The organism is Cytophagales bacterium (assembly GCA_033344775.1).
GTDB lineage: Bacteria > Bacteroidota > Bacteroidia > Cytophagales > Cyclobacteriaceae > JAWPMT01.
In genome coordinates, this window is record JAWPMT010000006.1 from 104910 (window position 1) to 127062 (window position 22153).

General features: G+C 43.6%; 22 protein-coding genes. 9 read left to right on the plus strand and 13 right to left on the minus strand.

Annotated elements, in window-relative coordinates; genetic code table 11:
• Nucleotides 1-4: 4 nt before the first annotated feature.
• The 6 genes from recG to R8G66_30225 form a co-directional block, all read right to left on the minus strand.
• Nucleotides 5-2098, minus strand: coding sequence for an ATP-dependent DNA helicase RecG (gene recG / locus R8G66_30200; GenBank protein ID MDW3196688.1), 2094 nt, complete (start codon nt 2096-2098; stop codon nt 5-7).
• Between the two features lie 9 nt (nt 2099-2107).
• Nucleotides 2108-2770: a hypothetical protein gene (locus R8G66_30205; protein MDW3196689.1), complete on the minus strand. Its 663-nt coding sequence runs from the start codon at nt 2768-2770 to the stop codon at nt 2108-2110.
• Between the two features lie 119 nt (nt 2771-2889).
• Nucleotides 2890-3201 carry a hypothetical protein gene (locus R8G66_30210; GenBank protein ID MDW3196690.1) on the minus strand — a complete coding sequence of 104 codons (312 nt, stop codon included), beginning with the start codon at nt 3199-3201 and terminating at the stop codon, nt 2890-2892.
• Nucleotides 3202-3485: 284 nt separating this feature from the next.
• Complete coding sequence (locus tag R8G66_30215) at nt 3486-4550, minus strand: alkane 1-monooxygenase (protein MDW3196691.1); 1065 nt, start codon at nt 4548-4550, stop codon at nt 3486-3488.
• Nucleotides 4551-4813: 263 nt separating this feature from the next.
• Nucleotides 4814-5347 carry a hypothetical protein gene (locus R8G66_30220; GenBank protein ID MDW3196692.1) on the minus strand — a complete coding sequence of 178 codons (534 nt, stop codon included), beginning with the start codon at nt 5345-5347 and terminating at the stop codon, nt 4814-4816.
• 147 nt (nt 5348-5494) lie between these two features.
• Nucleotides 5495-6373: an MIP/aquaporin family protein gene (locus tag R8G66_30225; GenBank protein ID MDW3196693.1), complete on the minus strand. Its 879-nt coding sequence runs from the start codon at nt 6371-6373 to the stop codon at nt 5495-5497.
• On the opposite strand from R8G66_30225, the gene R8G66_30230 reads away from it, so the two are divergent.
• From R8G66_30230 to R8G66_30240, 3 genes are all read left to right on the plus strand, one after another.
• Nucleotides 6286-6633, plus strand: coding sequence for a hypothetical protein (locus R8G66_30230; GenBank protein MDW3196694.1), 348 nt, complete (start codon nt 6286-6288; stop codon nt 6631-6633). The two genes, R8G66_30225 and R8G66_30230, sit on opposite strands and share 88 nt — an antisense overlap.
• Nucleotides 6626-7048 carry a VOC family protein gene (locus R8G66_30235; protein ID MDW3196695.1) on the plus strand — a complete coding sequence of 141 codons (423 nt, stop codon included), beginning with the start codon at nt 6626-6628 and terminating at the stop codon, nt 7046-7048. Before R8G66_30230 ends, R8G66_30235 begins: the two co-directional genes overlap by 8 nt.
• Before the next feature lie 272 nt (nt 7049-7320).
• A complete protein-coding gene (locus R8G66_30240; GenBank protein ID MDW3196696.1) occupies nt 7321-7599 on the plus strand; it encodes a hypothetical protein in 279 nt (92 codons plus the stop codon).
• 98 nt (nt 7600-7697) lie between these two features.
• On the opposite strand, the gene R8G66_30245 is transcribed toward R8G66_30240, so the two are convergent.
• Nucleotides 7698-8690 (minus strand): hypothetical protein, encoded by a 993-nt coding sequence (locus tag R8G66_30245; protein MDW3196697.1) that lies wholly within the window; start codon nt 8688-8690, stop codon nt 7698-7700.
• Between the two features lie 49 nt (nt 8691-8739).
• On the opposite strand from R8G66_30245, the gene R8G66_30250 reads away from it, so the two are divergent.
• Complete coding sequence (locus tag R8G66_30250) at nt 8740-9378, plus strand: porin family protein (protein ID MDW3196698.1); 639 nt, start codon at nt 8740-8742, stop codon at nt 9376-9378.
• A 62-nt stretch (nt 9379-9440) separates the two neighbouring features.
• On the opposite strand, the gene R8G66_30255 is transcribed toward R8G66_30250, so the two are convergent.
• The 3 genes from R8G66_30255 to R8G66_30265 all read right to left on the minus strand — a co-directional run bounded on the left by R8G66_30255 (nt 9441) and on the right by R8G66_30265 (nt 12233).
• Nucleotides 9441-10991 (minus strand): Rne/Rng family ribonuclease, encoded by a 1551-nt coding sequence (locus tag R8G66_30255; protein MDW3196699.1) that lies wholly within the window; start codon nt 10989-10991, stop codon nt 9441-9443.
• A gap of 147 nt (nt 10992-11138) precedes the next feature.
• Complete coding sequence (locus R8G66_30260; protein MDW3196700.1) at nt 11139-11918, minus strand: tetratricopeptide repeat protein; 780 nt, start codon at nt 11916-11918, stop codon at nt 11139-11141.
• A gap of 21 nt (nt 11919-11939) precedes the next feature.
• On the minus strand, nt 11940-12233 hold the full coding sequence (locus R8G66_30265; GenBank protein ID MDW3196701.1) for an HU family DNA-binding protein: 294 nt from the start codon (nt 12231-12233) through the stop codon (nt 11940-11942).
• 90 nt (nt 12234-12323) lie between these two features.
• On the opposite strand from R8G66_30265, the gene mutY reads away from it, so the two are divergent.
• The 5 genes from mutY to R8G66_30290 all read left to right on the plus strand — a co-directional run bounded on the left by mutY (nt 12324) and on the right by R8G66_30290 (nt 18328).
• On the plus strand, nt 12324-13364 hold the full coding sequence (mutY, locus tag R8G66_30270; GenBank protein MDW3196702.1) for an A/G-specific adenine glycosylase: 1041 nt from the start codon (nt 12324-12326) through the stop codon (nt 13362-13364).
• 15 nt (nt 13365-13379) lie between these two features.
• Entirely contained in the window at nt 13380-13862 is a 483-nt protein-coding gene (gene ssb, locus R8G66_30275) for a single-stranded DNA-binding protein (protein MDW3196703.1), read from the plus strand.
• A 23-nt stretch (nt 13863-13885) separates the two neighbouring features.
• Entirely contained in the window at nt 13886-15223 is a 1338-nt protein-coding gene (gldE, locus tag R8G66_30280; protein MDW3196704.1) for a gliding motility-associated protein GldE, read from the plus strand.
• The gene (gene gldD, locus R8G66_30285) at nt 15220-15816 is read left to right on the plus strand and encodes a gliding motility lipoprotein GldD (protein ID MDW3196705.1); all 597 of its coding nucleotides are present in this window, start codon (nt 15220-15222) and stop codon (nt 15814-15816) included. The genes gldE and gldD overlap by 4 nt, the downstream gene beginning before the upstream one ends.
• Nucleotides 15817-15970: 154 nt before the next feature.
• Nucleotides 15971-18328 (plus strand): ABC transporter permease, encoded by a 2358-nt coding sequence (locus R8G66_30290; protein ID MDW3196706.1) that lies wholly within the window; start codon nt 15971-15973, stop codon nt 18326-18328.
• Nucleotides 18329-18393: 65 nt separating this feature from the next.
• On the opposite strand, the gene R8G66_30295 is transcribed toward R8G66_30290, so the two are convergent.
• The 3 genes from R8G66_30295 to R8G66_30305 all read right to left on the minus strand — a co-directional run bounded on the left by R8G66_30295 (nt 18394) and on the right by R8G66_30305 (nt 22079).
• Nucleotides 18394-18813, minus strand: coding sequence for a secondary thiamine-phosphate synthase enzyme YjbQ (locus R8G66_30295; GenBank protein ID MDW3196707.1), 420 nt, complete (start codon nt 18811-18813; stop codon nt 18394-18396).
• A 67-nt stretch (nt 18814-18880) separates the two neighbouring features.
• On the minus strand, nt 18881-21331 hold the full coding sequence (locus R8G66_30300) for an ABC transporter permease (GenBank protein ID MDW3196708.1): 2451 nt from the start codon (nt 21329-21331) through the stop codon (nt 18881-18883).
• Nucleotides 21332-21539: 208 nt separating this feature from the next.
• Nucleotides 21540-22079 (minus strand): hypothetical protein, encoded by a 540-nt coding sequence (locus tag R8G66_30305; protein ID MDW3196709.1) that lies wholly within the window; start codon nt 22077-22079, stop codon nt 21540-21542.
• Between the last annotated feature and the right edge of the window lie 74 nt (nt 22080-22153).

Genomic DNA, 22153 nt, shown 5'->3' on the forward strand with positions numbered 1-22153 from the left:
TTTATTAACTGATCCTACTCCAGTTCACCACCGTCTTGCTTAGGGAGTCGACTTGGGTCTTAATCTCCGCATTTTGAGGCTGGGTCAGTTCAGGGTCTGCATTAAGCGTATCGGTGGCGGCATTTCTGGCAATTTGCAGGATCTGACCATCCTTCGCCAGATCAGAGATCAACAGGTCAAAGGCACCACTTTGCTGGGTTCCCATCAAATCCCCAGGTCCCCGGAGTTGCAAGTCCGTTTCAGCAATCACAAAACCATCATTGGTATCTACCATGGTTTTGACGCGAGTCTTGGCTTCATTGGTCAGTTTTACCCCCGTCATCAGGATACAATATGATTGCTCTGCGCCACGCCCGACCCTGCCGCGTAGCTGATGCAATTGGGACAAGCCAAACTTCTCTGCATTTTCGATCACCATTACTGAGGCATTCGGAACGTTTACTCCTACTTCTATCACCGTCGTTGCAACCATGATTTTGGTTTCGTTCTTCACGAAGCGCTGCATTTCAAAATCCTTGTCCTCTGGTTTCATTCGCCCATGCAAAATCGAAATCGGTAGCTTCGGGAATCTTCGACAGATGCTTTCATAACCATCCATCAGGTCCTTGTAGTCCAGTTTTTCAGATTCCTCTATCAACGGATACACGATGTAGACCTGACGTCCTTTTTCTATCTCTTTCTCCAGAAAGCCAAATAGTTTGATCCGGTGGCTGTCCCACATGTGTTGGGTTTGGATCGGTTTTCGGCCGGCTGGCAACTCATCAATGACAGAAATATCCAAATCACCGTACAGGGTCATCGCCAGGGTACGCGGAATAGGTGTGGCCGTCATCACCATCACATGCGGATATACCTCTTTGTTCTTTTGCCACAACTTCGCCCGCTGTGCTACCCCAAATCGATGTTGTTCATCTACAATGGCCAATCCCAGGTTTTGAAACTGAACTTTATCTTCAATCAACGCATGGGTCCCTACTAAGATTTGTAACACCCCGGTCGTCAAAGCTTCATGCAATTGCTTGCGTTCTGACTGCTTGGTAGAACCTGTGAGTTTGGCCACTTTTACTCCGATAGGCTTGGCCAGTTCGCTTAACCCTTCAAAATGTTGGTCCGCTAAAATTTCCGTTGGTGCCATGAAGGCGCATTGGGTTCCATTGCTGATAGCAATCAACATGCATAGAAAAGCGACCATGGTTTTACCGCTTCCCACATCTCCCTGCACCAGACGATTCATTTGTTTTCCGGAACGAAAATCGCCGTACGCTTCTTTGATCACCTTTTTTTGTGCGCCGGTCAATTCAAAAGGCAAGTGCTTCTCATAGAATTGTTGCAGCAAGGTACTGTTATCAAAAACGATCCCACGAAATTTCTCCGTACGTGCCAATTTCATCTTGATCAGTCGCAATTGCACGTAGAAAAACTCCTCGAACTTCAGTCGGAACCGAGCCTTTTGCAAGTGGTCATTGTCTTTGGGGAAGTGAATGTTGACCAGTGCGGTTTTTTTATCGATCAGTCGGTATTGTTGGCAAATGGATTCCGGAAGCGTTTCCCGAATATGGTTCATCGCCTCCATCAACAATGTCTTCACATACTTGTTGATGTTTTTGCTCTCGATGAATTTCCTTTTGAGCTTTTCGGTCGTGTGATAGACAGGCTGCAAAAAGGTGTTCTGCTGACTCCTTTCGGTTTGAATCTCTACTTCCGGGTGGGCCATGTTCAGGTTTCGACCAAAGCGATTGGCCTTTCCGAATACCACGTAGTTAACTCCCGGTTTGAGTTTCGGCTTGACCCACTTGATCCCCTGGAACCAAACCAACTCCATCTGCCCGGTATCATCTTTCAGGGTAGCAACCAGTCTTTGCTTTCGGGGATTGCCTACCATTTCCATTTTAATGATCTGACCGATCAGCTGGATGTAGGGCATGTGTTCGTTGACCTCCCTGATCTTATAGAATTTGGTGCGATCCTCATAACGAAAAGGAAAATGCTGTAACAAGTCGCCATAGGTCATAATATCCAGCTCTTTCTGTAGCAATTCCGCGCGTTGCGGCCCAACTCCTTTTAAATACTCCAGACTTTTACTGAAAAATCCTGCCACAGTTTTCGATCAGGTTTTTGACGCAAAAAAGGTCACGTCAACAGGGTCATAGTTTGATTTGACTTCAAACTTATCAGTAAAATTATTGGCTAGAAAATCTTCGATGTAGGATTGATCAAAATAGAAGAGCCCATCGTAAGATTCCTTCACTTTTCGGGTCATCACATTGAATATGATCCCCTGGGTCGACTTCTCCCACATCGCACCTAATACCTGTTCAAAAGTATCCAAATGCTGCCGTCGTAATGAAATTCGAAAGTTGGTATTGAAAATGCCGCTGGCAATGGAGTAATCCGCACTAAATAGCAGATCCGGCCCTGAAACGTGATAGAAACTCACCTCTTTTCTACTTTTGATACGGTCTGTGATATTGTTCAAAACACTTTGAGAAAGATCATAGCCCCAATAATCCAAGATGGTTTTGCTTTCCTTCTCGGTAAGGTAAGTCCACAAGTCCCCATGCCCACACCCCACATCATTGATGGAACACTTTTGAGGTAATAATTCCGCAATCACATTAAAACGCTTCTCCTGGCTGGCAGTTGACGTCCAGTTGAGCGCGCGAAAATCTGGCCCATAATGCTTTGAAAATCGGTCGTAGAACCTTCCCAGTCGCTTGTAAAGTCCCATAGCAGTTGCTAATTTGAAAAGAAAACCAACCGAATATGCCATTATTTAGAAAAAATGCGGATGTGAGGATTTCCGCAAGAAGTACTTTGATCCGTATGGGAATCGGCTGGCTGATCTTTTGTATCCGGAGGATGATTAAATATGGACGGTTTTTTCCTGCCTTACGACTCTTCCAGCATCGCTAATTGCTGATTCAGGATCTCGTTGATGGCTTTCCTCCTTTTCTTATAGTCCTCCTCTATCGCAATGGTTGCAGGTAGGATGGAGGCAAACAAGGCCACGTGTACCCCATCGAAACTGGATTGCCAAAGCAGGAACCCAAAAAAGGCAAACCATCCGGAAAACAAACCAATGTACGAATTTCGGAAGCTCTTTTTCTGATTGATCAACTGTTCGTTAGTCATCCCTGCATAATAAGTGTGCAAATTCATTTGGAAACTCCCGCCTCTAATCAACTTTCCTATGCGTTTCATTTGTTCGTCTTTTCTTGGTTAGTGACGAAAGTGAGGGAGTTGTTGCAGGGGGGTTGGGGAATTTTTCGTATTTGGATTCTATGAACCGAGAAAGATTTTTCACACCCTTGAAAGAGCCTACACAAATTACCCTTTAATTCCCTAAAGCCTTACCCGGCCGGGGGAAGGTTCTATTTCTCCCTTCAGGGATGGGGTAAATTCAGAGGCTAAAGAAAAATCTTTCGGTGTTGAACGAACTACGACAACTTATTCTCGGACAAAATCAGTCTTTTTCAATTTGTCCTCTAAGCCAACTCCTTACCTTCCAACGTGGCTTTGTAGGTATCGATCCTGTTGTGCATTACCTTGAACCATAAAGGCGGAACCAATGATAACAGCATCATTCCAGGATATCCTGTAGGCATCTGTGGGCTTTGATCGAAATGACGCAGGATCTGATACGGTCGATTGGCCTGGAAGTGGTGGTCTGAATGTCGAGACAATTCCAATAAAACGAGGCGACCTAATGGATGATTGGAATTCCAGGAATGAATAGGCAACGTTCTTTCGTAGCGATTTCCCTTCATCTTGCGCTGCAGTCCATAGTGTTCGATGTAATTCACCGTCTCTAACTGCATGAATCCTATGGACGCTCCTAACAGAAATAACAACATGACCTGAATACCCAGGAAATAGCCGATGACTCCTACAAGTAATAGTTGAATGAGCTGAAATCGCAGCATTTCATTGTGTATGGTCCAATACCCATGATTGGCTTTGGTCAATTTCTCTCCTTCCAGTTTCCAGGCAGATGTCCAACTTCCCATGATCGTACGGAAGTAAAACGCGTAGATAGACTCACCATATCGACTAGAAGCCGGGTCTTGATGTGTAGCGACATTTCTATGATGGCCGCGATTGTGCTCGATGAAGAAGTGCATGTACAGAGCGGTCATCAGCAAAAGCTTACTCATGAATTGCTCATGTTTGGTACTTCTGTGTCCCAATTCGTGCGCATTGTTGATCGAAACTCCCGCATTCATGCCATAGGCCAAGGTCAAGCCAAGGTATTCGTGCCAGGGTAATCCCGGTATGCTGACCTTAAACAGGAAATATCCTAAAATGAAAAATTGCGTGGGGACTAATCCGTACAACATCCAGTCATAAAAGCGATCATGACGGGCCAACTCTTCTTCGGCCTGATCCATATTTTCGGTGGAACCCGTAGTGAATAACTCCAGAAATGGAAGTAAACCGAAGGCGTAGATGATGGCGATGTAGCTGTACCAGCCTCCTAAATAAAGGGACAACAAGACCATGAAAGGCATACTATAGGCCGCTGCGTACTTCAAATATCGATAGCTCATCATTCTTGGATATTATTAGGTTACCTCGAAAGTAAGTTAGTCGACGGGTAGTTTTTAATCGGTATCCGTCTAAATGTAGTTATTAGGTTGAGCAGTTCAATTACATAGAATCAAGTAAAAAAATGCTCGAGATAGTTATCGGGAGGTGAGCAATAATAGTCCCACATAAAAGTTTAAAGAACTTTTGAAATTTGATCACCAGATCAATTGTATTTCCTCTCTTGATCCTATCTCTCTAAAAACATATTAACTCAATAACTTTTTACTCACTGAATATGCCGAGTCAGGCCTCTTAGTTCCTCGATGTAATTTCTGAGCCACGTTAATGAAAGATTGGATTCCTGGATTCGAAGCAAAAAGTTATCACTTACCAGATTCAATAGTGCGGTAGAGAACAGTTGCTTCTGCTCAATTCCCAGTGCTTCACTTAGTTTTCCAAGCAAAGGCGTCTGCACATACGCAAAAGCCTGATCATAGTATGATTTATACGCCTCACCTTCCGCCAACTTGAGCTGTTTTTGAAACAAGAAATTCTTCTTATATTCAAGGATGATGTTGAGGACATCCGGATCCAGTTTTTCTGCTTCTGCCATTTTTCCTCCAACTGTCTTTGAAGTATCCAGATGTAATTGAAGGATATCGGATTTCAGTACTTGTAGCTCCCCGAAGAAGTGATAGAAGGAAGACTTATTTCGGTTGAGGTCCCTGGCAATGGCTTCTACGGTAAGACCTGGCTCCCCATGTACAGCAAACCGTTGATAGCCCGCCTCAATCCAAATGAGTTTCTTATCTCCTTTCACAACCTAAGAGAGTTTGAAATTGCTAAATGAAGAATCATTTAAAAGCGTCATTGCGGAATTATTCAGCTTAAATCCTAAACAGCCGAAAAATCTCCCTGCAATCTCTTTCACGCTTTTTCCTTTAATAAATATGGATTAATGTGGCTCTTATTTCAATAACAAATAAAGTCCCGCCGCGATCGCTGACCCGATCATTGGTCCTATGGCTGGAATCCAGGAATAAGACCAATCACTATCACCTTTGTTCTCGACAGGCAGCAATTGATGCATGATCCTTGGACCAAGATCCCGCGCCGGATTGATCGCGTAACCTGTTGTTCCCCCAAGTGCCAATCCGATGACAGTTACCAACAAGGCCACTGGCAATACATCCAATGAACCCAGGGATCCATTTTCAGCTCCTGTGATGTAGAAAATCCCAAAAATTAACGCGAAAGTCCCAACGATCTCGGAGAACAAATTGCTGGTCTTATTTCTGATCGCCGGCGCTGTGCAAAAAGTGGCTCGTTTGGCTTCCTGATCTTCGGTAATTGCGTAGTGTGGTCGGTGCATCAACCAAACCGTAGATGTTCCTAGCATCGCTCCGATGAACTGACAGATGATGTATCCCGGGACTAATGTCCATTCAAAACTACCGATGAGCGCGAAACCGAGTGTTACAGCCGGATTTAAGTGCGCTCCTGAATAGGGTGCAGCGATATAAGCCCCTGTAAAAACTGACAATCCCCATGCCAGGGTAATCACTATCCATCCGGAATCATGGCCTTTTGTTCCTTTAAGTACCACGTTGGCCACTACACCATTGCCCAGCAGGATCAACATGAACGTTCCGACTATTTCCGCGACATATGGGGTCATCTTTTTAGGTTTTTTGAGATTGTAAAAATTGGAGGGAAGATACTCATTTTTGAATGTTTTAAATTGCTGCAAAAAGATTGATGATGCAAAAATTTGGTTGGTTCCTGTTCTCTTTCCTGTTTGTCGCTTTTGCGCAGGCTCAGGAAATGTCAGCTGAGACGCGTGCAAGATTCATCAAAGATCAGGACCAGTACCTTAACAGCCTCAACATGAACCTGGACCAGCGCAGAGATTACCAGGTCATTACCATCAAATATGAAAAGCAAAACATGGCTGCGCAGCGAGCAGGACTGATAGGAGGTGCACTTAAGTCTAAACTGAAGAATATCCGAAAAGCAAAAGATGCGGACATGAAACGCATCCTGAATAAATATCAATTCAAACTCTACCTAAAGCGGCAAAAAGAAATCGACAATAACTATGAGTAATGTAAACCCTTTCCACCTTGCCATACCTGTCAAAGAGATCGTTGAAACGCGTGCTTTCTATCGTGATATCATGGGGTGCAGCGAAGGTCGCAGCAGTGATCATTGGGTGGATTTCGATTTTTTCGGGCATCAATTGGTCATTCATCAAGTTCCTCAAAAGGACGAAGAAGCTGCCTCTAATCCTGTCGATGGACATGCTGTTCCGGTTCCGCACTTTGGGGTAGTGCTCGATTGGGATGATTGGCAAAACCTCGCTGATAAGCTACAAGCCAAAAAGATGGATTTCGTGATTGAGCCCTACATTCGCTTTAAAGGGCAACCCGGCGAACAAGCCACCATGTTTTTCAAGGATCCTTCGGGCAATGCACTGGAGTTCAAAGCCTTCAAAGATATGGGTCAGCTTTTTGCGAAGTGATTTCATGTCAGTCTGAGCATTTCTTTTGAGCGTCTACGTGACCCGGCCATTCCCAGCTGTTTCAAGCCTATGAAACTTTGATTGTAATATTTTAAGTGTCAGGAATCTCAATCAACGCTCAATTACTCCTTCAAAAAAGATTAAGATTCCCCTACGATCAAAAATGAAAATTCTAGAAATATAGAATACACTGTGATCCGGGGATTACGTCATGAATTCCGAGCTCAATACAATTAAAGACTTCTTATCTTTATCAAAGATATCATTACAACATGCAACCCGATCCAAAACACGAAAAGACGATCCGAAGAATAAAATACGCTGAAGAGATCTTCAATACGGCCGTTTACTACTTCGCGGCATACATGGTTTTTATCTACTGGCTGGACATGGCCTTTTGGGTAGCATTTCCTACCTGTATCCTGTGTTTCATTTTCTCAGTAGCCATGAAACAGGTAGAAAAGCCGATTATTGAGCGATTGGTGAGGCCTTTTATAAAGGATAAGATACCTTCTGATAATAATCAGAATTCATCGGCAAATATCGATTGACGCACAATGACGGCTCCTTAAGAATTCGGCAAGCAGCATGCCAAAAGATTACCGCTGGTTCTTTTCAGAAGCCTTCGCAATGACGTATATCTATAAAACTAGCCATTCTTGGGCTTATACTTCGACTTCCTGAAAATCTTGTTATGATCTGTTTCTGCTAACAGGTCCTGTAATGTCACGCTTTTGTTCTGGTCCATATAAGCCTGGACGATTTCCCAACCCAGGTATGCACCAACCCGTCCAGGGCAATTTTTGCTAATTTCCTGAATGCTTGGCCTTTCACCCAGAAACTTCTGTTTCATCATTTCTTCTGTGTTATACAGCAGGTCATTTTCAATGAGATTCGCCCAGATGATCTCTCTGTTGTCAACAACATTTTTCATTTGGACTGGGTCGTATCCGATGATCAAAGAATCAGGCGTACAAGGCAATAATTGACCTGTGAAGTACATCACCTTCCCGATATCAATCATTTCCGAAAGCAGGGTGTTTTCCTTCCCAAGCTCCGAATAACTGGAAGCAATGAATTTGGCAATTCCTGGCACAACATGTCGCTGGGTATATCTCGTTTGAATGTACGCCGGTAGTTGTATAGGCTTGAAAGTCGCTTCTGGGCCAATGAAAAAGTCCAGGCCTACGATAATTGACTGATCACTCACATACATATCATTGTACAGGCCGGTCACCATGGTTTTCACTACAGGAAGTTGTTCTTGTGGGTAATAATGATTGAGCCAGGTATAAAGCGTCTGCAAATCACTTTCGAAATTTTCAGCGTTCGCCTCGAAAGCTGCTATGGCTTCAGTATACAGCGTATCCAAATACGGATCATCGACCAATTGGAACATTCGGCCTGCAAGCACATCCGTAGTTGGGTACTGATCGCTGTGCAAAAATTTCAAGGCTATGTCCTCCTGCTCTTCCAGAAAACTGGTGACTTCTTCCGCGTTTTTGCAATTGAAAAGCTGCCCTTCCGTTCTGACAATGGTCAAATTGATTTTTTCCTCGGGCTCAGCAGGTGTTTCCCTACAAGTTTGTTGTTCACAGGATAGTGATAAAAGGCCCAGAAAAATGAGCTGAACTAATCGCATAACTCCGTAATTTTGAAGCCCAAAGGTATAACTACAGTATTTCATTTTTATGAAAAGATTCTTTTCAGTTTTTGTCTTCCTTCTTGTGGTCCAAATCGCGTTCGGACAGGTCAAATTGGGATTAAAGTTTTCTCCCCTACTTTCCTTGAATCAGGTGGAATTGATTTCCGATACACTGGATATGGAAAACGCCTCCTCCACCGCCCGGTTTTCACTGGGTCTGGTAGTAGATAAACAATTTACGGACACTTATTATTTTAGTACGGGTCTGATAATTATGCCAAAACGTGTTGGGATCAACATCATTCCTGAAAATGGAGGTACAACTCCTAATACCTTTGAAGCGTACAATTTGCAATACCTGCAGATCCCAGTCACGCTAAAGCTGTACACCAATGAGATCCAACCGGATCTTTCGATCTTCTTTCAGGTAGGTGGTTCACTTGAACTCAAAGTGGATGATCGCCCCAAAGATGAAGATTATGTCCTGATCGAAAAATTTAATCCATTAGATATTGGAGCCATGCTCGGAGCGGGTGCGGAATATCGGATTGGCATCAACACCATCCTTTTCGGAGGTTTCAGCTATCAGCAGGGATTGATCAACGTAGTGAACGAGACGCGCGACAACATCGACCTTACGATCAAAAATTCTGTTATCACACTTGATTTGGGGATCAAGTTTTAGAAGCTCAGCCGAACTAATCAGATTACTTAAGTAATCTGATTAGTGTCTCGCTGCGCTCAGGTTTAAACCTGAATCAACTCGCCATTCGAGTTGACGAAATTATATTCTGTGATGGCCAGGGAAGAATCCTCCACCATGTTGACCCATTTAAAGTACTTCAGGAACCACTTCACACGTATCGAGTAGACGCCTCTTGTGAAATACGCATACACATAAGGGTGTAGTGACACAGTTAGCTTCTTCTCGTTTTGTTTAGTGAGGAAATACTTGATGGTTTCTTCGATCTGATCTGCGATGGCAATGGTCGCTGTAATATTCCCAGATCCGTTACAAGTAGGACAAACTTCCTTGGTCGCAATATTTAGCTCTGGACGTACACGTTGACGTGTGATCTGCATCAAGCCAAACTTCGATAGCGGGAGTATGGTGTGCTTTGATCGGTCACCTTCCATTTCCTGCTTCACGCGTTGGAAAACTTTTTTCTTGTTTTCCACTTTACGCATGTCAATAAAGTCGATAACGATGATGCCACCCATGTCCCGCAATCTCAATTGACGGGCAATTTCCTTGGCTGCCTCCAGGTTGACGGTCAATGCAGTTGCCTCTTGATCGTCTTCTCGATTGGACTTATTACCACTGTTAACATCAATCACATGGAGTGCTTCCGTGTGCTCAATGATGAGGTATCCTCCATTAGCAATACTTACAGACTTACCAAAAGAAGTCTTCAACTGACGTTCAACTCCATAAGATTCAAAAATCTTTACCTTGGAATTGTATTGCTTCAGGATCTTTTCTTTATCTGGGGCGATGGTTTGCACATAGCCTTTGATCTCCTGAAAAAGATCTTTGTCATCAACAATGATATTGTCGAAAGATTCATTCAGTACATCACGAAGGATCGAGTTGGCACGGCTTACTTCGCCGATCACCTTGTCGCGCACTTTGGCCCTTTTCAGGTTTTTGATGCCTTCCTTCCAGATGTTAATCAGATTGGAGAGATCCGTATCCAACTCCTTCACATCCTTACCCTGTGCGACCGTTCTGATGATCACACCAAAGTTCTCCGGCTTGATGGAGTTGATCAGACGAGCAAGACGTTTTCGCTCAGCTGAATCGGTTATTTTTTTTGAAACGCTTACCGCGTTTGAGAAGGGTACCAATACAATGTACCTTCCCGCAATGGACAACTCACATGAGAGTCGAGGCCCTTTTGTAGAAATAGGTTCTTTTACGACCTGTACCAGAATTTTCTGGTTACGGGTCAATACCTGGCTGATCTTACCAAACTTGTTAATGTCTGGCTCGTGTGAAAATCCGGTTAGTTTATGGGTAGCGTTCTTTTTGTTAAGAACGAGTTTCGTAAACTTATTGAGGGACTGGACCTGGGGTCCAAGATCTAAGTAGTGTAAAAAAGCATCTTTTTCAAAGCCTATGTCAATGAACGCAGCATTGAGGCCCTGAACTACTTTTTTTACACTACCCAGGTATATATCGCCAACGTTGAATTGATTTCCACCATCTTCTTCGTGGAACTCAATTAACTTTTTATCCTTAAGAAGAGCAATTCGACATCCGTTTTGAGTTGAACCAATGATTAGTTCGTTACTCACGTTAGATCGGATTTAAAAGTCTATTACTTCTTCTTGTGTCTGTTTTTTCTCAATCTTTTCTTTCGCTTGTGAGTAGCGATCTTATGTCTTTTTCTTTTCTTACCGCAAGGCATAATTTCTCAATTTTTTGTGTTAAACAACTATATTCTAATTTCTTGATAGATACTCCCTTGATGCTTGTCTTACCGCCGGGTCAGCTGATTCTGCATTAGAAACTTCCGTGAACATTTGATTGGCTTCTGCCACACGGCCTGTTTCGAGATATGAAACACCTAAATACAGTTTCGCTTCAAAATCTGAGCTATCCATAGAAACCAAATTCTCAAACCGATCCACGGCCCGCTGAAATTGGCCGGATTGGATCGACAAAAGACCGAGGTTGATTAGCGCCTCTCTATTATTTGGATCATCTGCTACGATTTCCCTTAATACCTGAATACCCGACATGGGATTTTCCGTGGTGACTAAAGTCATCGCCAATTTATTTTTTAAAGACAGGTCATTGGGTTTGGCTTCTAACAGGGATTCGATTAAAGGTCTCAATCGTACTGCCTGTATCGAAGCTTCGTCTCCTGAACCTGCTCGCTCAAAAATTCTGTAAAGTATTTCTACAGCTTTCTCCTTGGTAATCAAAGAACTATCTCGCTCCAGCATCGCCTCCGAAACCTGGCGTGCACTATCGAGCAGGCCGTATTTCAGGAAGTATTTTGCTAAAGAGTCCGCAAAGTTACTGGATTTTTCTTTCTCGGACGAAGCAATCAACTCCTTTAAGGAGGATATGGCTTGTGCATCCGTCGATGTGATCTCGAAATCGTGGGTTTCTACTGCCGTCTCAGCGTCATTTTCAACAACCACGCGAGGCAGCTGATAAAGCCCCAAGACCAGAATAATACCAAATACGGATATAAGGATTTGAGGTTTTTTCATTGCTTCAGGGCATGAGCCCCCTTATTTCCGAAGCTTCGAGCTATTCTTGATCTTCTCAGTAAAGATCTTGGAAGGCTTAAAACTCGGGACAAAATGTTCCGCTATTTCCATTGCCGTATTCTTAGAGATATTCCGTGCGATCTTTTTCGCCCGTTTTTTATTGATAAAGCTTCCAAAACCACGCACATAGATGTTCTCTCCATCTGCCATGGAATTCTTCACGACTGTAAAGAAGGCTTCTACCGTTACCTGGACATCTGCTTTATCGATTCCAGTCTTCTCCGCTATTTCCGTTATTACGTCCGCTTTCGTCACTTAGAGTATGTTTTAAAAGATCTTGCCATTTTTGGCGACGCCAAAATTAAATTTGAGGCTCGTAAATAAAAAGTTAAAATCAACTTTTGAGTGTCAACATCACCTGATTTCCACGGATTAAGTCAAAATCTAATTAACTGGTATTCAACAGAAAAGCGCGATCTGCCCTGGCGACAGAGCAAAGACCCCTATCGGATCTGGCTTTCTGAAATCATCCTGCAGCAAACGCGTGTTGCTCAGGGATTGCCTTATTATGAGCAATTCGTACACGAGTATCCTACGGTACATGATTTAGCAGTTGCGGAGGAGAGCAGAGTACTTCGTACGTGGCAGGGACTTGGATATTACAGCAGGGCCAGAAACCTCCACAAGACGGCCAAGATCGTCTCAAAAGAGTTTTCAGGAAATTTTCCAAACCATTATGAAGGGCTGATTAAGCTACCCGGAGTAGGACCCTATACCGCTGCCGCAATCGCTTCATTTGCTTTCAATGAGGCCGTACCTGTCCTCGATGGCAATGTTTACCGTTTGATTGCCCGTTTATTTGGCTTATCGCATGACATAGCCAATCAATCCAATAGAAAGTACTTTATGGAAGTGCTGGAGCAGCTGGTCCCGAAAGATCGGCCAGGCGATTTTAATCAGGCCATGATGGAAATGGGTGCTTTGATGTGCATGCCGCGAAATCCCACATGTGACCTCTGTCCGGTGCGAGAAACGTGCTACGCTTATGAACACAAGCAACAAGATCAATTACCTGTCAAGCTCAAAAAAGTAAAAGTCACCCAGAAGCAATTTCACTATGTTGTTTTTGAGCATGAGGGAACCTTTGGCCTGAAAGAGCGTGTAGGAAGTGGTATATGGCAGGGTTTATTTGATTTCTTACTATTTGAAGGAAATGATTTTCAGCCCGATCCCATTTGGGGTGAAATGGAGCCTTCTCCGGTTTTCAAGCACGTTTTGACCCATCAGAAGATAGAAGCGAAGTTCTATTTGGTCCAATTTGAAGCGGTAGACTTATTTCATGCCGCATTAAATAAATATGGTTTGGCACCTTACACATACACTCAAATGTTAAATTTGCCGAAACCAAAACTGCTGGTAAACTATATTGACCAGCAAAATTTTTAGTACCTTTCAATAAATATGGCGGGAGTAAACAAAGTAATTCTCATCGGAAATCTGGGCCGTGACCCGGAAGTAAGACACCTCGAATCCGGAGCCTCAGTGGCCAGTTTTTCTATTGCAACCACTGAATCCTATAAGGATCGTAATACAGGTGAGAGAAGAGATGTGACCGAATGGCACAACATCGTACTTTGGAGAGGTCTGGCCGATATTGCTGAGAAATACCTCAAAAAAGGCTCTACTGTCTACATTGAAGGAAAGCTCCGTACCCGATCCTGGGAAAAAGACGGAGTTACCCGATATACTACTGAGGTGATCGGTGATCAAATGACCATGCTTGGTGGCAATCCGGGCGGTGGTGGAGGCTCTAACCGACCTCCAATGCCAACTGAAGAAAGTTATGGCGCTACTCCGGCACCAGCAGCTGCACAAAGCCAGTCATCTGGCGGGAGCACAAGCCCTGCCATAGAGAGCGATGTGTCAGATGACCTGCCGTTCTAATATGTTCAACGAAATATCTGCTTTTGGAAACCTCACCGGATGACCCTTTTCCCCAGCTGTTAATTGCAATTTTCGCGGCCTTTTCAACCTCATCTTTTTGGATAAGTGGGCTGGCTTTATTGTGTTTGTTAGCGATCTCAGGTCTGGTTTCAGGGTCTGAAGTTGCCTTTTTTTCCTTGTCAACAGATGAGTTGGATCAACTCAAAGACTCGGACGAAAAGCGAGATCAGCGCGCATATAACTTAATGAAGGATCCGCGCCGTTTATTGGCCACTATATTAATTGTCAATAATCTGGTGAATATTCTCATAGTGACCATCTCTACCGTAGCTGCGCTGGAGTTTGTAGGTTATGAGAATGAAGGCGGGACTGTTTTTATTGTTTTAACGGCTGTCATTACGATCGTGATCATCTTCTTTGGAGAGATCATCCCTAAAGTGTACGCTACGAATCGCGGCCTTGAATTTGCCCAGTTGGTAACACCTATGCTGTTCGTCAGTAGTAAAATTTTCAAGCCAGTAGCCTGGTTTTTGATGAGCATCAGTGACCTGATCGAAAGGAAGATCGAGAAAAAGGGTTACAACTTGTCGGTAGATGAGATGAATCAGGCACTGGAAATCACAGATGAAAAAGAAATCTCTCAAGAAGAAAAAGGCATTCTGAAAGGCATTGTCAATTTTGGCACGTTATCGGTGAAACAAGTCATGAAATCCCGGGTGGACATCATGGCCCTGGACATTGAAACGGATTTTCACGATTTGATGGACCAAATCAACAAAACAGGTTACTCCCGAATTCCGATCTACAATGAAAGTGTAGACAAGATTGAAGGCATCCTGTACATCAAAGACCTGCTGCCACACCTGGATAAGGAAGAGGATTTCAAATGGCAGACTTTGATGCGACCGGGTTATTTTGTGCCGGAAAGCAAGAAAATCGATGACCTGTTTCGGGATTTTCAGGAGAAACAAGTGCACATGGCCATTGTAGTCGATGAATACGGAGGCACGGAAGGACTGATTACTTTGGAAGATATCATTGAAGAAATAGTGGGCGAGATCAATGATGAGTTCGATGAGGAAAGTGACATCACTTATAATAAGCTGGATCAAAACACGTATGTGTTCGAAGGGAAAACGTCACTTAATGATGTGTGTAAGGTGATCTCTGTAGACTCAGATATGTTCGATGAAGTGAAAGGAGAAAGCGAGTCACTCGGAGGGCTGATCCTGGAACTCAACCGGAAATTACCCAACGCTGGTGAGAAGATTGTCTACAATCATTTTCACTTTACCGTGGTGGCCGTAGACCAAAAACGGATCAAACGCGTTCGGGTATTTATAGAAAGACAAGGTTTATGAGGCATTTCTTAGCATTTTCATTTTCGGTCCTGTTACTGGCTGCCTGCAACCAGACGTATCTGCCCAAACCCATCGGTTATAATCGGATCGTATTGCCTGAAGCTACTTATCAAACCCTGCCCGATACCTTACCTTACCAGTTTGAATATTCGAAACATGCGGAACTTCGCAAAAATGAGTCATGGCTCACTGAGCGGTACTGGGTAGATCTTTATTATCCTTATTTCGATGCAGAAGTGCAGGTCACTTACAAGCCCATCGCCAACAAACAAATTACTGAGGAGCTGCTCAATGATAGCTACCGTCTCACCTCAAAGCACAACGTAAAAGCCTACTCCATTGAGGAAAAGATCCTGGTATTGAAAAGTGGCAATGTGGCATCAGTCACGGAGTTGGAAGGGGAAGTACCAAGCCAATTTCAATTCCACATCACTGATAGTACGGACAATTTCCTAAGAGGAGCACTGTATTTCAAAACGGCCTCCAAAAACGACTCCCTGGCACCCGCGATCAGTTTCATCAAAGAAGACATCATCCATCTGCTCAATACACTGGAATGGAGTAGCTCTTCTAACCACTCGGGAACACTTTAAAACCTATCCAAAGAGCAATTCCTTTTCATAAGACCAGATTTTATTCTTTAGCTAAGTGTCCTATCATTGAATTAGTGTAACCATTTCGAGGATTGTTAGTACCTCTTAAGCAACCTCTGTTGTATTTACCTGTCTTTAGCTCAAACTCACGGCCATGACCTACTTTTTTAAAATCACTTTTCGAAACTTCCTGCGTCATCGTTTCTCCACAGGGATCAACCTTGTCGGGCTGACCACTGGATTAGCCTGTGCGCTATTCATCTTTTTGTGGGTACGAGATGAGTTAGCAGTAAATAAATTTCACAAAAAAGATGATCGTCTCTTTCGGGTGATGGAGTTCCAGACGTATTCCAATGAAAGGTTCGCTACCAACTCTACACCTGGAATCCTGGGTGAAAATATCAAACTTGACATCCCGGAAGTGGAATATTCAGCAACTACCACCTGGGTTGGGAAGTCACTCCTGGCATATGAGGATAAGTTTCTGAAAGAAGACGGGTTCCATGTCGGGGAGGATTATTTCAACATTTTCAGCTATCCTTTGTTGGAGGGAAATCCTGATGAAGTATTGAAAGAAAAAACTTCAATCGTCATCTCCAGGGACCTGGCTGTCAAATTTTTTGAAGACGTTCCCTCTGCCATTGGCAAGACCCTGAGGTATGAAGACGATCGTAATTTTACGGTATCTGGTGTCTTCGAGAACATCCCAGCAAAATCAACTTATCGATTCGATTTTGTTTTGCCATTTGAAGACTATAAAGATCGCAATGACTGGGTGAAAAGCTGGGGGAATAACGGACCTCATACATATGTGATCCTGGAGGAAGGAGCCAATTGGAAAGCAGTTAGTGCGAAAATCAATCCCTACATCCAGGAAAAAAATACAGAAGAAGAGAGTAATGTTGAGTTATTTCTCAAGAAGTATTCGGAACAATATTTATATGGAAAATATACCAATGGCATTCCTGATGGCGGAAGAATTGAGTACGTAAGGTTGTTTTCTATCATTGCTATCATCATTTTGGTGATCGCCTGTATCAACTTCATGAACTTATCCACCGCCCGTGCCTCCAAAAGAGCACATGAAGTGGGGGTGAGAAAGGCCATCGGTGGAGATCGGCGGACATTGATCCGTCAATACATTGGTGAATCACTGATCATTTCTACCATCTCGATGATCCTTGCCCTGGGAATTGTTTCAACTTTTTTATCACCGTTCAATGAAATCACTGATAAGAGCATTCAATTGCACTGGGACCTAAGTCTGATTGGACCTTCTGTGTTGGCCATCCTGGTAACAGGGCTACTCGCCGGAAGCTATCCTGCTTTTTATTTGACGCATTTCAATCCTGCAGCTGTACTCAAAGGGGAAATCAAGAATTCTCCGGGAGAAGTATGGGCACGCAAGGGGCTGGTTACTTTTCAATTTTGGATTACGGTCATGCTCATTGTAGGCGTTATCGTCATTCAAAAGCAAATGCAATACGCAAACTCAAAAAATTTGGGTTACAATCGGGACAATGTGGTCTTCTTCAATCAAGATGGATCGATCGGGGAAAAAACGGAAACCTTCCTCTCGGAATTGAGAAATATTCCTGGTGTGGTTAGTGCAAGCTCAACATCACACACACTACTGAGTCAAATGAGTAATACGCAAGGACTCGAATGGCGAGATAAAGATCCATCCACAAGAATCTTATTCGAAAACTTTCGGGTAGACGAGGAATTTCAGCAAACTATGGGGTTTGAAATGGTAGCAGGACGTTGGTTTAGCCAGGATTTTGGGTCGGATACCACCAAAATTATCTTCAATGAAAAAGGGGTTAAGGCCATGGGCTTTACACCTGAAGAAGCGGTTGGAGAAACCATCAAATTATGGGAAGAGTATGACCTTCAAATTGTAGGCGTGGTTAAAGATTTCCACTTTCAGTCCATCCATACGGAAGTAGATCCGGCCTTTTTTTGGCTGCGTGATACTTGGCAAGTTGCCGCAAGATTGCAGGCAGGTAGTGAACTGGCAACGATGAAACAAGTACAGGAATTGTATGAGAAATTTGCTCCTGGGTTCATCTTTGACTACCGTTTCCTGGATGACAGTTACCAGAAATTATACAGCTCTGAACAACGAATAGGAACCTTATCCTCCTACTTCGCAGGATTGGCAATCTTGATTTCTTGTTTAGGGCTTTTTGGTCTGGCGGCTTTCACTGCAGAGCGCAGATTGAAGGAGATCGGCATCCGAAAGGTACTAGGAGCGAACGCCTCCCAAATTGTGATGATGCTATCTATGGATTTCACGAAGCAAATCATTGTTGCTATCCTGTTTGCCATTCCTGTAGCCTATTATCTCATGAATATCTGGCTCGAAAGCTTTGCTTACGCGATCGAACTAAGTCCATGGATTTTTATCTCTGCAGCGATACTATCGCTTGTCATCGCATGGTTGACAGTAGGCTCACAGGCACTTAGGGCTGCACACATCAATCCCTCGCAGTGTTTGAAGGACGAGTGAGGTCTCGACAGGCTCAACCTGACACTCCTTAGGTTACTTATAGTAACTTGATTGCTTGGTGACGCTCACTCGCCGATCGCAGTGATCACAAGCTTACGCCTACTTCCATAGTCGCGGTGCTCGCACAGATAGACGCCCTGCCAGGTTCCAAGATTTAGCTGGCCATTGGTCAGCGGAATACTTACAGAAGAACCCAACAAAGACGCTTTGATGTGTGCCGGCATATCATCTGGCCCTTCGTAAGTATGAATGTAGTAGGGTGCATTCTCAGGCACCATTTTATTGAAATGGCTCTCAAAATCCTGTCTTACTGTTGGGTCGGCATTTTCATTGATCGACAAACTCGCACTGGTGTGCTGTATAAACACCTGACAAATTCCCGTCTGAAGTGTGCATTCACTTAAAGCCTCTTCGACATGTCGTGTGATGAGATGAAATCCACGAGAAAAGGACGGGAGTACGATTTCGCTTTGAAAGACCGCCATATTGGATCAAATTAACGCTTGAAATTAATGTGCGAAGCCCAATTGACCACACCTCCCCAAATACAACTCACTCACTCCTTAATGATTTTACTGGATTTGCAATGGCCGCTTTCAAGGATTGTGCACTTACAGTGGTCAATACCAACAATATGGTTCCTAAAGCCGCCGCAACAAAGCTCATGGGTGATATTCCCACCTGATATGAAAATTCTTCGAGCCATTGATTGGCTGCATAAATGGTAATTGGAATGGCAATGATGATGGATAAAGCTACTAGTATAAAGAATTTTTTTGATAGCAGAAAAACCACTTGCAACACAGAAGCTCCCAATACTTTTCGTATCCCTATTTCTTTTCGTTTGCCATTTGCCACATACATGATCAAGCCATAGGATCCGAGGCAACTAATGATAATGGCCATAAAAGCAAAATATCCAATCAGTGATCCGAATCGTTCCTGACTATTGTAAATCTGCGCCAAGGACTCATCCAAAAAGGAATAATCAAAAGTTTGATCGGGGAAAAAGCTATTCCATTGTTGCTCAATTTGATCCAGCGTTTGTGGGACATTGGCTCCGTTGAGTTTGAATGAAAATGTGGTGAATTGTGCTACATTGATTTCCATCAATAACGGCTGAATCTCTGTTGCCAGAGAAAGAAAATTGAAGTCACGAACTACGCCAATCACTTTTCCCTCTTTTCCCTCCATATTGACGTTTTTCCCTATGGCTTCCACAGGACTTCCGAATTCCCAGGCTTCCAAAGCTTTCTCATTGAGGACAAAGGCATTGAGTTGATCTGTCCCAAAGTCTTTAGAGAAATTTCTACCTTCGATCAATGTAATCTCATAAGTCTCCAGGAAATCATAGTCGACCGCCATCACCGGAGCAATGATGTTGTCTTCCGCAGTGAATCCTTCCGGGACAATGTTTCGATTGACACTACCAAAACCTAATGTAGTGGACGAAACGGTACTGTTTTTTATTCCGGGGATTGCTTTCAGAGATTCTTCAAAAGCATTCATTTTCTGTCGTCGGCCCTCATCTACCCCTCCAAATACATTATTGAAATTGGCACTTTGTACCGGTGCCGTAATCACAAAATCCTTACCAAACCCTAGGTCTTTGTTTCGGAGATTGTCCAACTGATCAAAAACAATGATGGCTCCTGAAATCAACATGATAGAAATGGCAAACTGGATCACAATCAGCCCACGTCGAAATGAAAGCTCTCCACCTTGTTTTTGACTGGTAATCCCTTTCAGGCTCAGTACTGGCGAAATTCGAGTCACAAAAAACGACGGATATATACCTGCCAGTAAAGCAGTGAGTATCACAAGTATTGAAAAGCCTGCAATCAACTCAAAAGCCATCATAGATGCTATGGTCAGGGTTTTATCGGTTAGACTGTTGAGTTGAGGTAGCAACAAGACAGTGAAGCCTACCGCCAGAAACGCTGCAAACATGGTGATGATCATGGATTCACCGAGAAATTGATAGACCAGGCTACTCTTCCATGCACCCATGACCTTTCGAACTCCGATTTCACGAGCTCGTTCCAGAGATTTTGCCGTGGAAAGGTTCACGAAATTGATGCAGGCAATCAATAAGGTGAGGAACCCAACGGCCAGGAATATAATGATGAAATTGAGATCCCCCGGTGCTTCAGCCTGTGCCTGTACGTCATTGTTTAGATGAATGTCCAGCAGTGGCTGAAATTCAAAGGCCTGACCTTTCTTCATGTTCTCAGGAATCTTTTCTTCCACAAAGTCAGCGAACCTCTTGTTTAACAGCTGGATGTCTGTTCCGGGTTCTACCACCACGTAGGTCGGGGAATGTGAAACGATCCAGTTCCGCTTGAAATTCGCCCTGATCCCTTCCGCTAATTGAGGCGGTTCCAAATCGTACATGTTGTCATAAGGAAGCAGCATGTCGAAGTGCACATGGGAATTTGTAGGAAAATCTTTTACGACGGCCACTACCTGAAATGAATGCATGCCTCCCAATTGGATGGATTGACCAACGGCGGATCCTGAACCAAAATATTTTTGAGCAACCTCTTCATTGAGTATTGCTGTAAACGGCTTTTCCAGTGCTTCCGAAAGTGTGCCATCCACCAATTCAAAATCAAATATTCGAAATAGCTCCGGATCTGAGAAATTCACATTGTTCTCCTCAAAACGCAAACCTCCAGGGCTCGACGCATTATTCCCCACGTTCACACTGACACTTCTGGAAAAAAGTCTGGTTGAGGCCTCTATCTCGGGGAAAAATTCATTCAGGTTCTCTTTGAAAATGGGAGGTACTCGTGCCAGGTCAAAGTTCTGGATCTTGTAACGTAACCGATATATATCTGATTTACGGGAGTGCATTTCATCATAGCTGAATTCATCACTCACAAACGTGAGGATCAACATAGCACAGGTCAGGCCTCCACTAAGACCTAGGATGGTAATGGTACTGAATACTTTATTCCGAAAAATGTTACGGATGGCCGTCTTAAAATAATTCCGAAGCATAGGTTAGCGTTTTTGAGCCTTTATTGATGAAACGCAATTACCACTTTTTGTGCACAAAAAATAGGACCGGTGGTGTAATGACTGATTCAGCCGTTTTCGAATATACCAGGGCGCTGGATTAAACCACTCTAAATTCGATTCAAACCATAAGCGAATTTTTGATGGTTAGTCTGATGCTTTTAAGGCGAGGAATTCTTACAATCCAGGTTTATTGCGGCTCCCATATGATTTCAATCTCAACATATCTTACTGTACGCTGCTCTGTAGCTAGCGATATCGGATAATTCACATTCAATCGCCATAATCCATCCCAAGGGTTCTTAGTAATACAACTTTCAGGCCCGGAAAGATCAAAATCATAAACATATTCAAAACCTGATCCTACCTGATTCATCGTGAACTCAAACTGTGGATTAGGATTAAAAATGGTGTTGTTGACAGTCTGATGCCATAAGGCACCACATCCGATGTTATTGGCTATTGGTGGCACAAAAACGATGGACGTAGGGGCTACTTCGCCTGGATGGCGAATGACGATTCTTTTGATGAGATCACCACGGGTATCCTCTGGGAACGTCGTGATAGGTCCGACTTCTGCACCGTACATGGAATAGCCAGCATTAGCATTTTGAATGAGCGGCAGTTTGTATTTCTGAGTCGTGGAATACTCGCAACCTGAAAGCAAGGTGATCAGCAAGAGCAAAATAAACACGTGGAATCGAGCGAAATGTCGGCGATGATTTATCATGTCTGATTTTCTTTGGTGTACTTGAAAGTTACCAAGAATAAGAATGACACAGTTCGGTTTTGTGCCCAGCTTCA

Excerpts from the sequence above, each read along its gene's own strand:
- R8G66_30260 (MDW3196700.1), bottom strand. The coding sequence starts at position 11,918 with ATGAAAAAACCTCAAATCCTTATATCCGTATTTGGTATTATTCTGGTC.
- R8G66_30215 (MDW3196691.1), bottom strand. The coding sequence starts at position 4,550 with ATGATGAGCTATCGATATTTGAAGTACGCAGCGGCCTATAGTATGCCT.
- gldD (MDW3196705.1), top strand. The coding sequence starts at position 15,220 with ATGAGGCATTTCTTAGCATTTTCATTTTCGGTCCTGTTACTGGCTGCC.
- R8G66_30205 (MDW3196689.1), bottom strand. The coding sequence starts at position 2,770 with ATGGCATATTCGGTTGGTTTTCTTTTCAAATTAGCAACTGCTATGGGA.
- R8G66_30210 (MDW3196690.1), bottom strand. The coding sequence starts at position 3,201 with ATGAAACGCATAGGAAAGTTGATTAGAGGCGGGAGTTTCCAAATGAAT.
- ssb (MDW3196703.1), top strand. The coding sequence starts at position 13,380 with ATGGCGGGAGTAAACAAAGTAATTCTCATCGGAAATCTGGGCCGTGAC.
- R8G66_30305 (MDW3196709.1), bottom strand. The coding sequence starts at position 22,079 with ATGATAAATCATCGCCGACATTTCGCTCGATTCCACGTGTTTATTTTG.
- R8G66_30240 (MDW3196696.1), top strand. The coding sequence starts at position 7,321 with ATGCAACCCGATCCAAAACACGAAAAGACGATCCGAAGAATAAAATAC.
- R8G66_30295 (MDW3196707.1), bottom strand. The coding sequence starts at position 18,813 with ATGGCGGTCTTTCAAAGCGAAATCGTACTCCCGTCCTTTTCTCGTGGA.
- R8G66_30235 (MDW3196695.1), top strand. The coding sequence starts at position 6,626 with ATGAGTAATGTAAACCCTTTCCACCTTGCCATACCTGTCAAAGAGATC.
- R8G66_30300 (MDW3196708.1), bottom strand. The coding sequence starts at position 21,331 with ATGCTTCGGAATTATTTTAAGACGGCCATCCGTAACATTTTTCGGAAT.
- R8G66_30290 (MDW3196706.1), top strand. The coding sequence starts at position 15,971 with ATGACCTACTTTTTTAAAATCACTTTTCGAAACTTCCTGCGTCATCGT.
- R8G66_30245 (MDW3196697.1), bottom strand. The coding sequence starts at position 8,690 with ATGCGATTAGTTCAGCTCATTTTTCTGGGCCTTTTATCACTATCCTGT.
- R8G66_30250 (MDW3196698.1), top strand. The coding sequence starts at position 8,740 with ATGAAAAGATTCTTTTCAGTTTTTGTCTTCCTTCTTGTGGTCCAAATC.
- R8G66_30230 (MDW3196694.1), top strand. The coding sequence starts at position 6,286 with ATGATGCAAAAATTTGGTTGGTTCCTGTTCTCTTTCCTGTTTGTCGCT.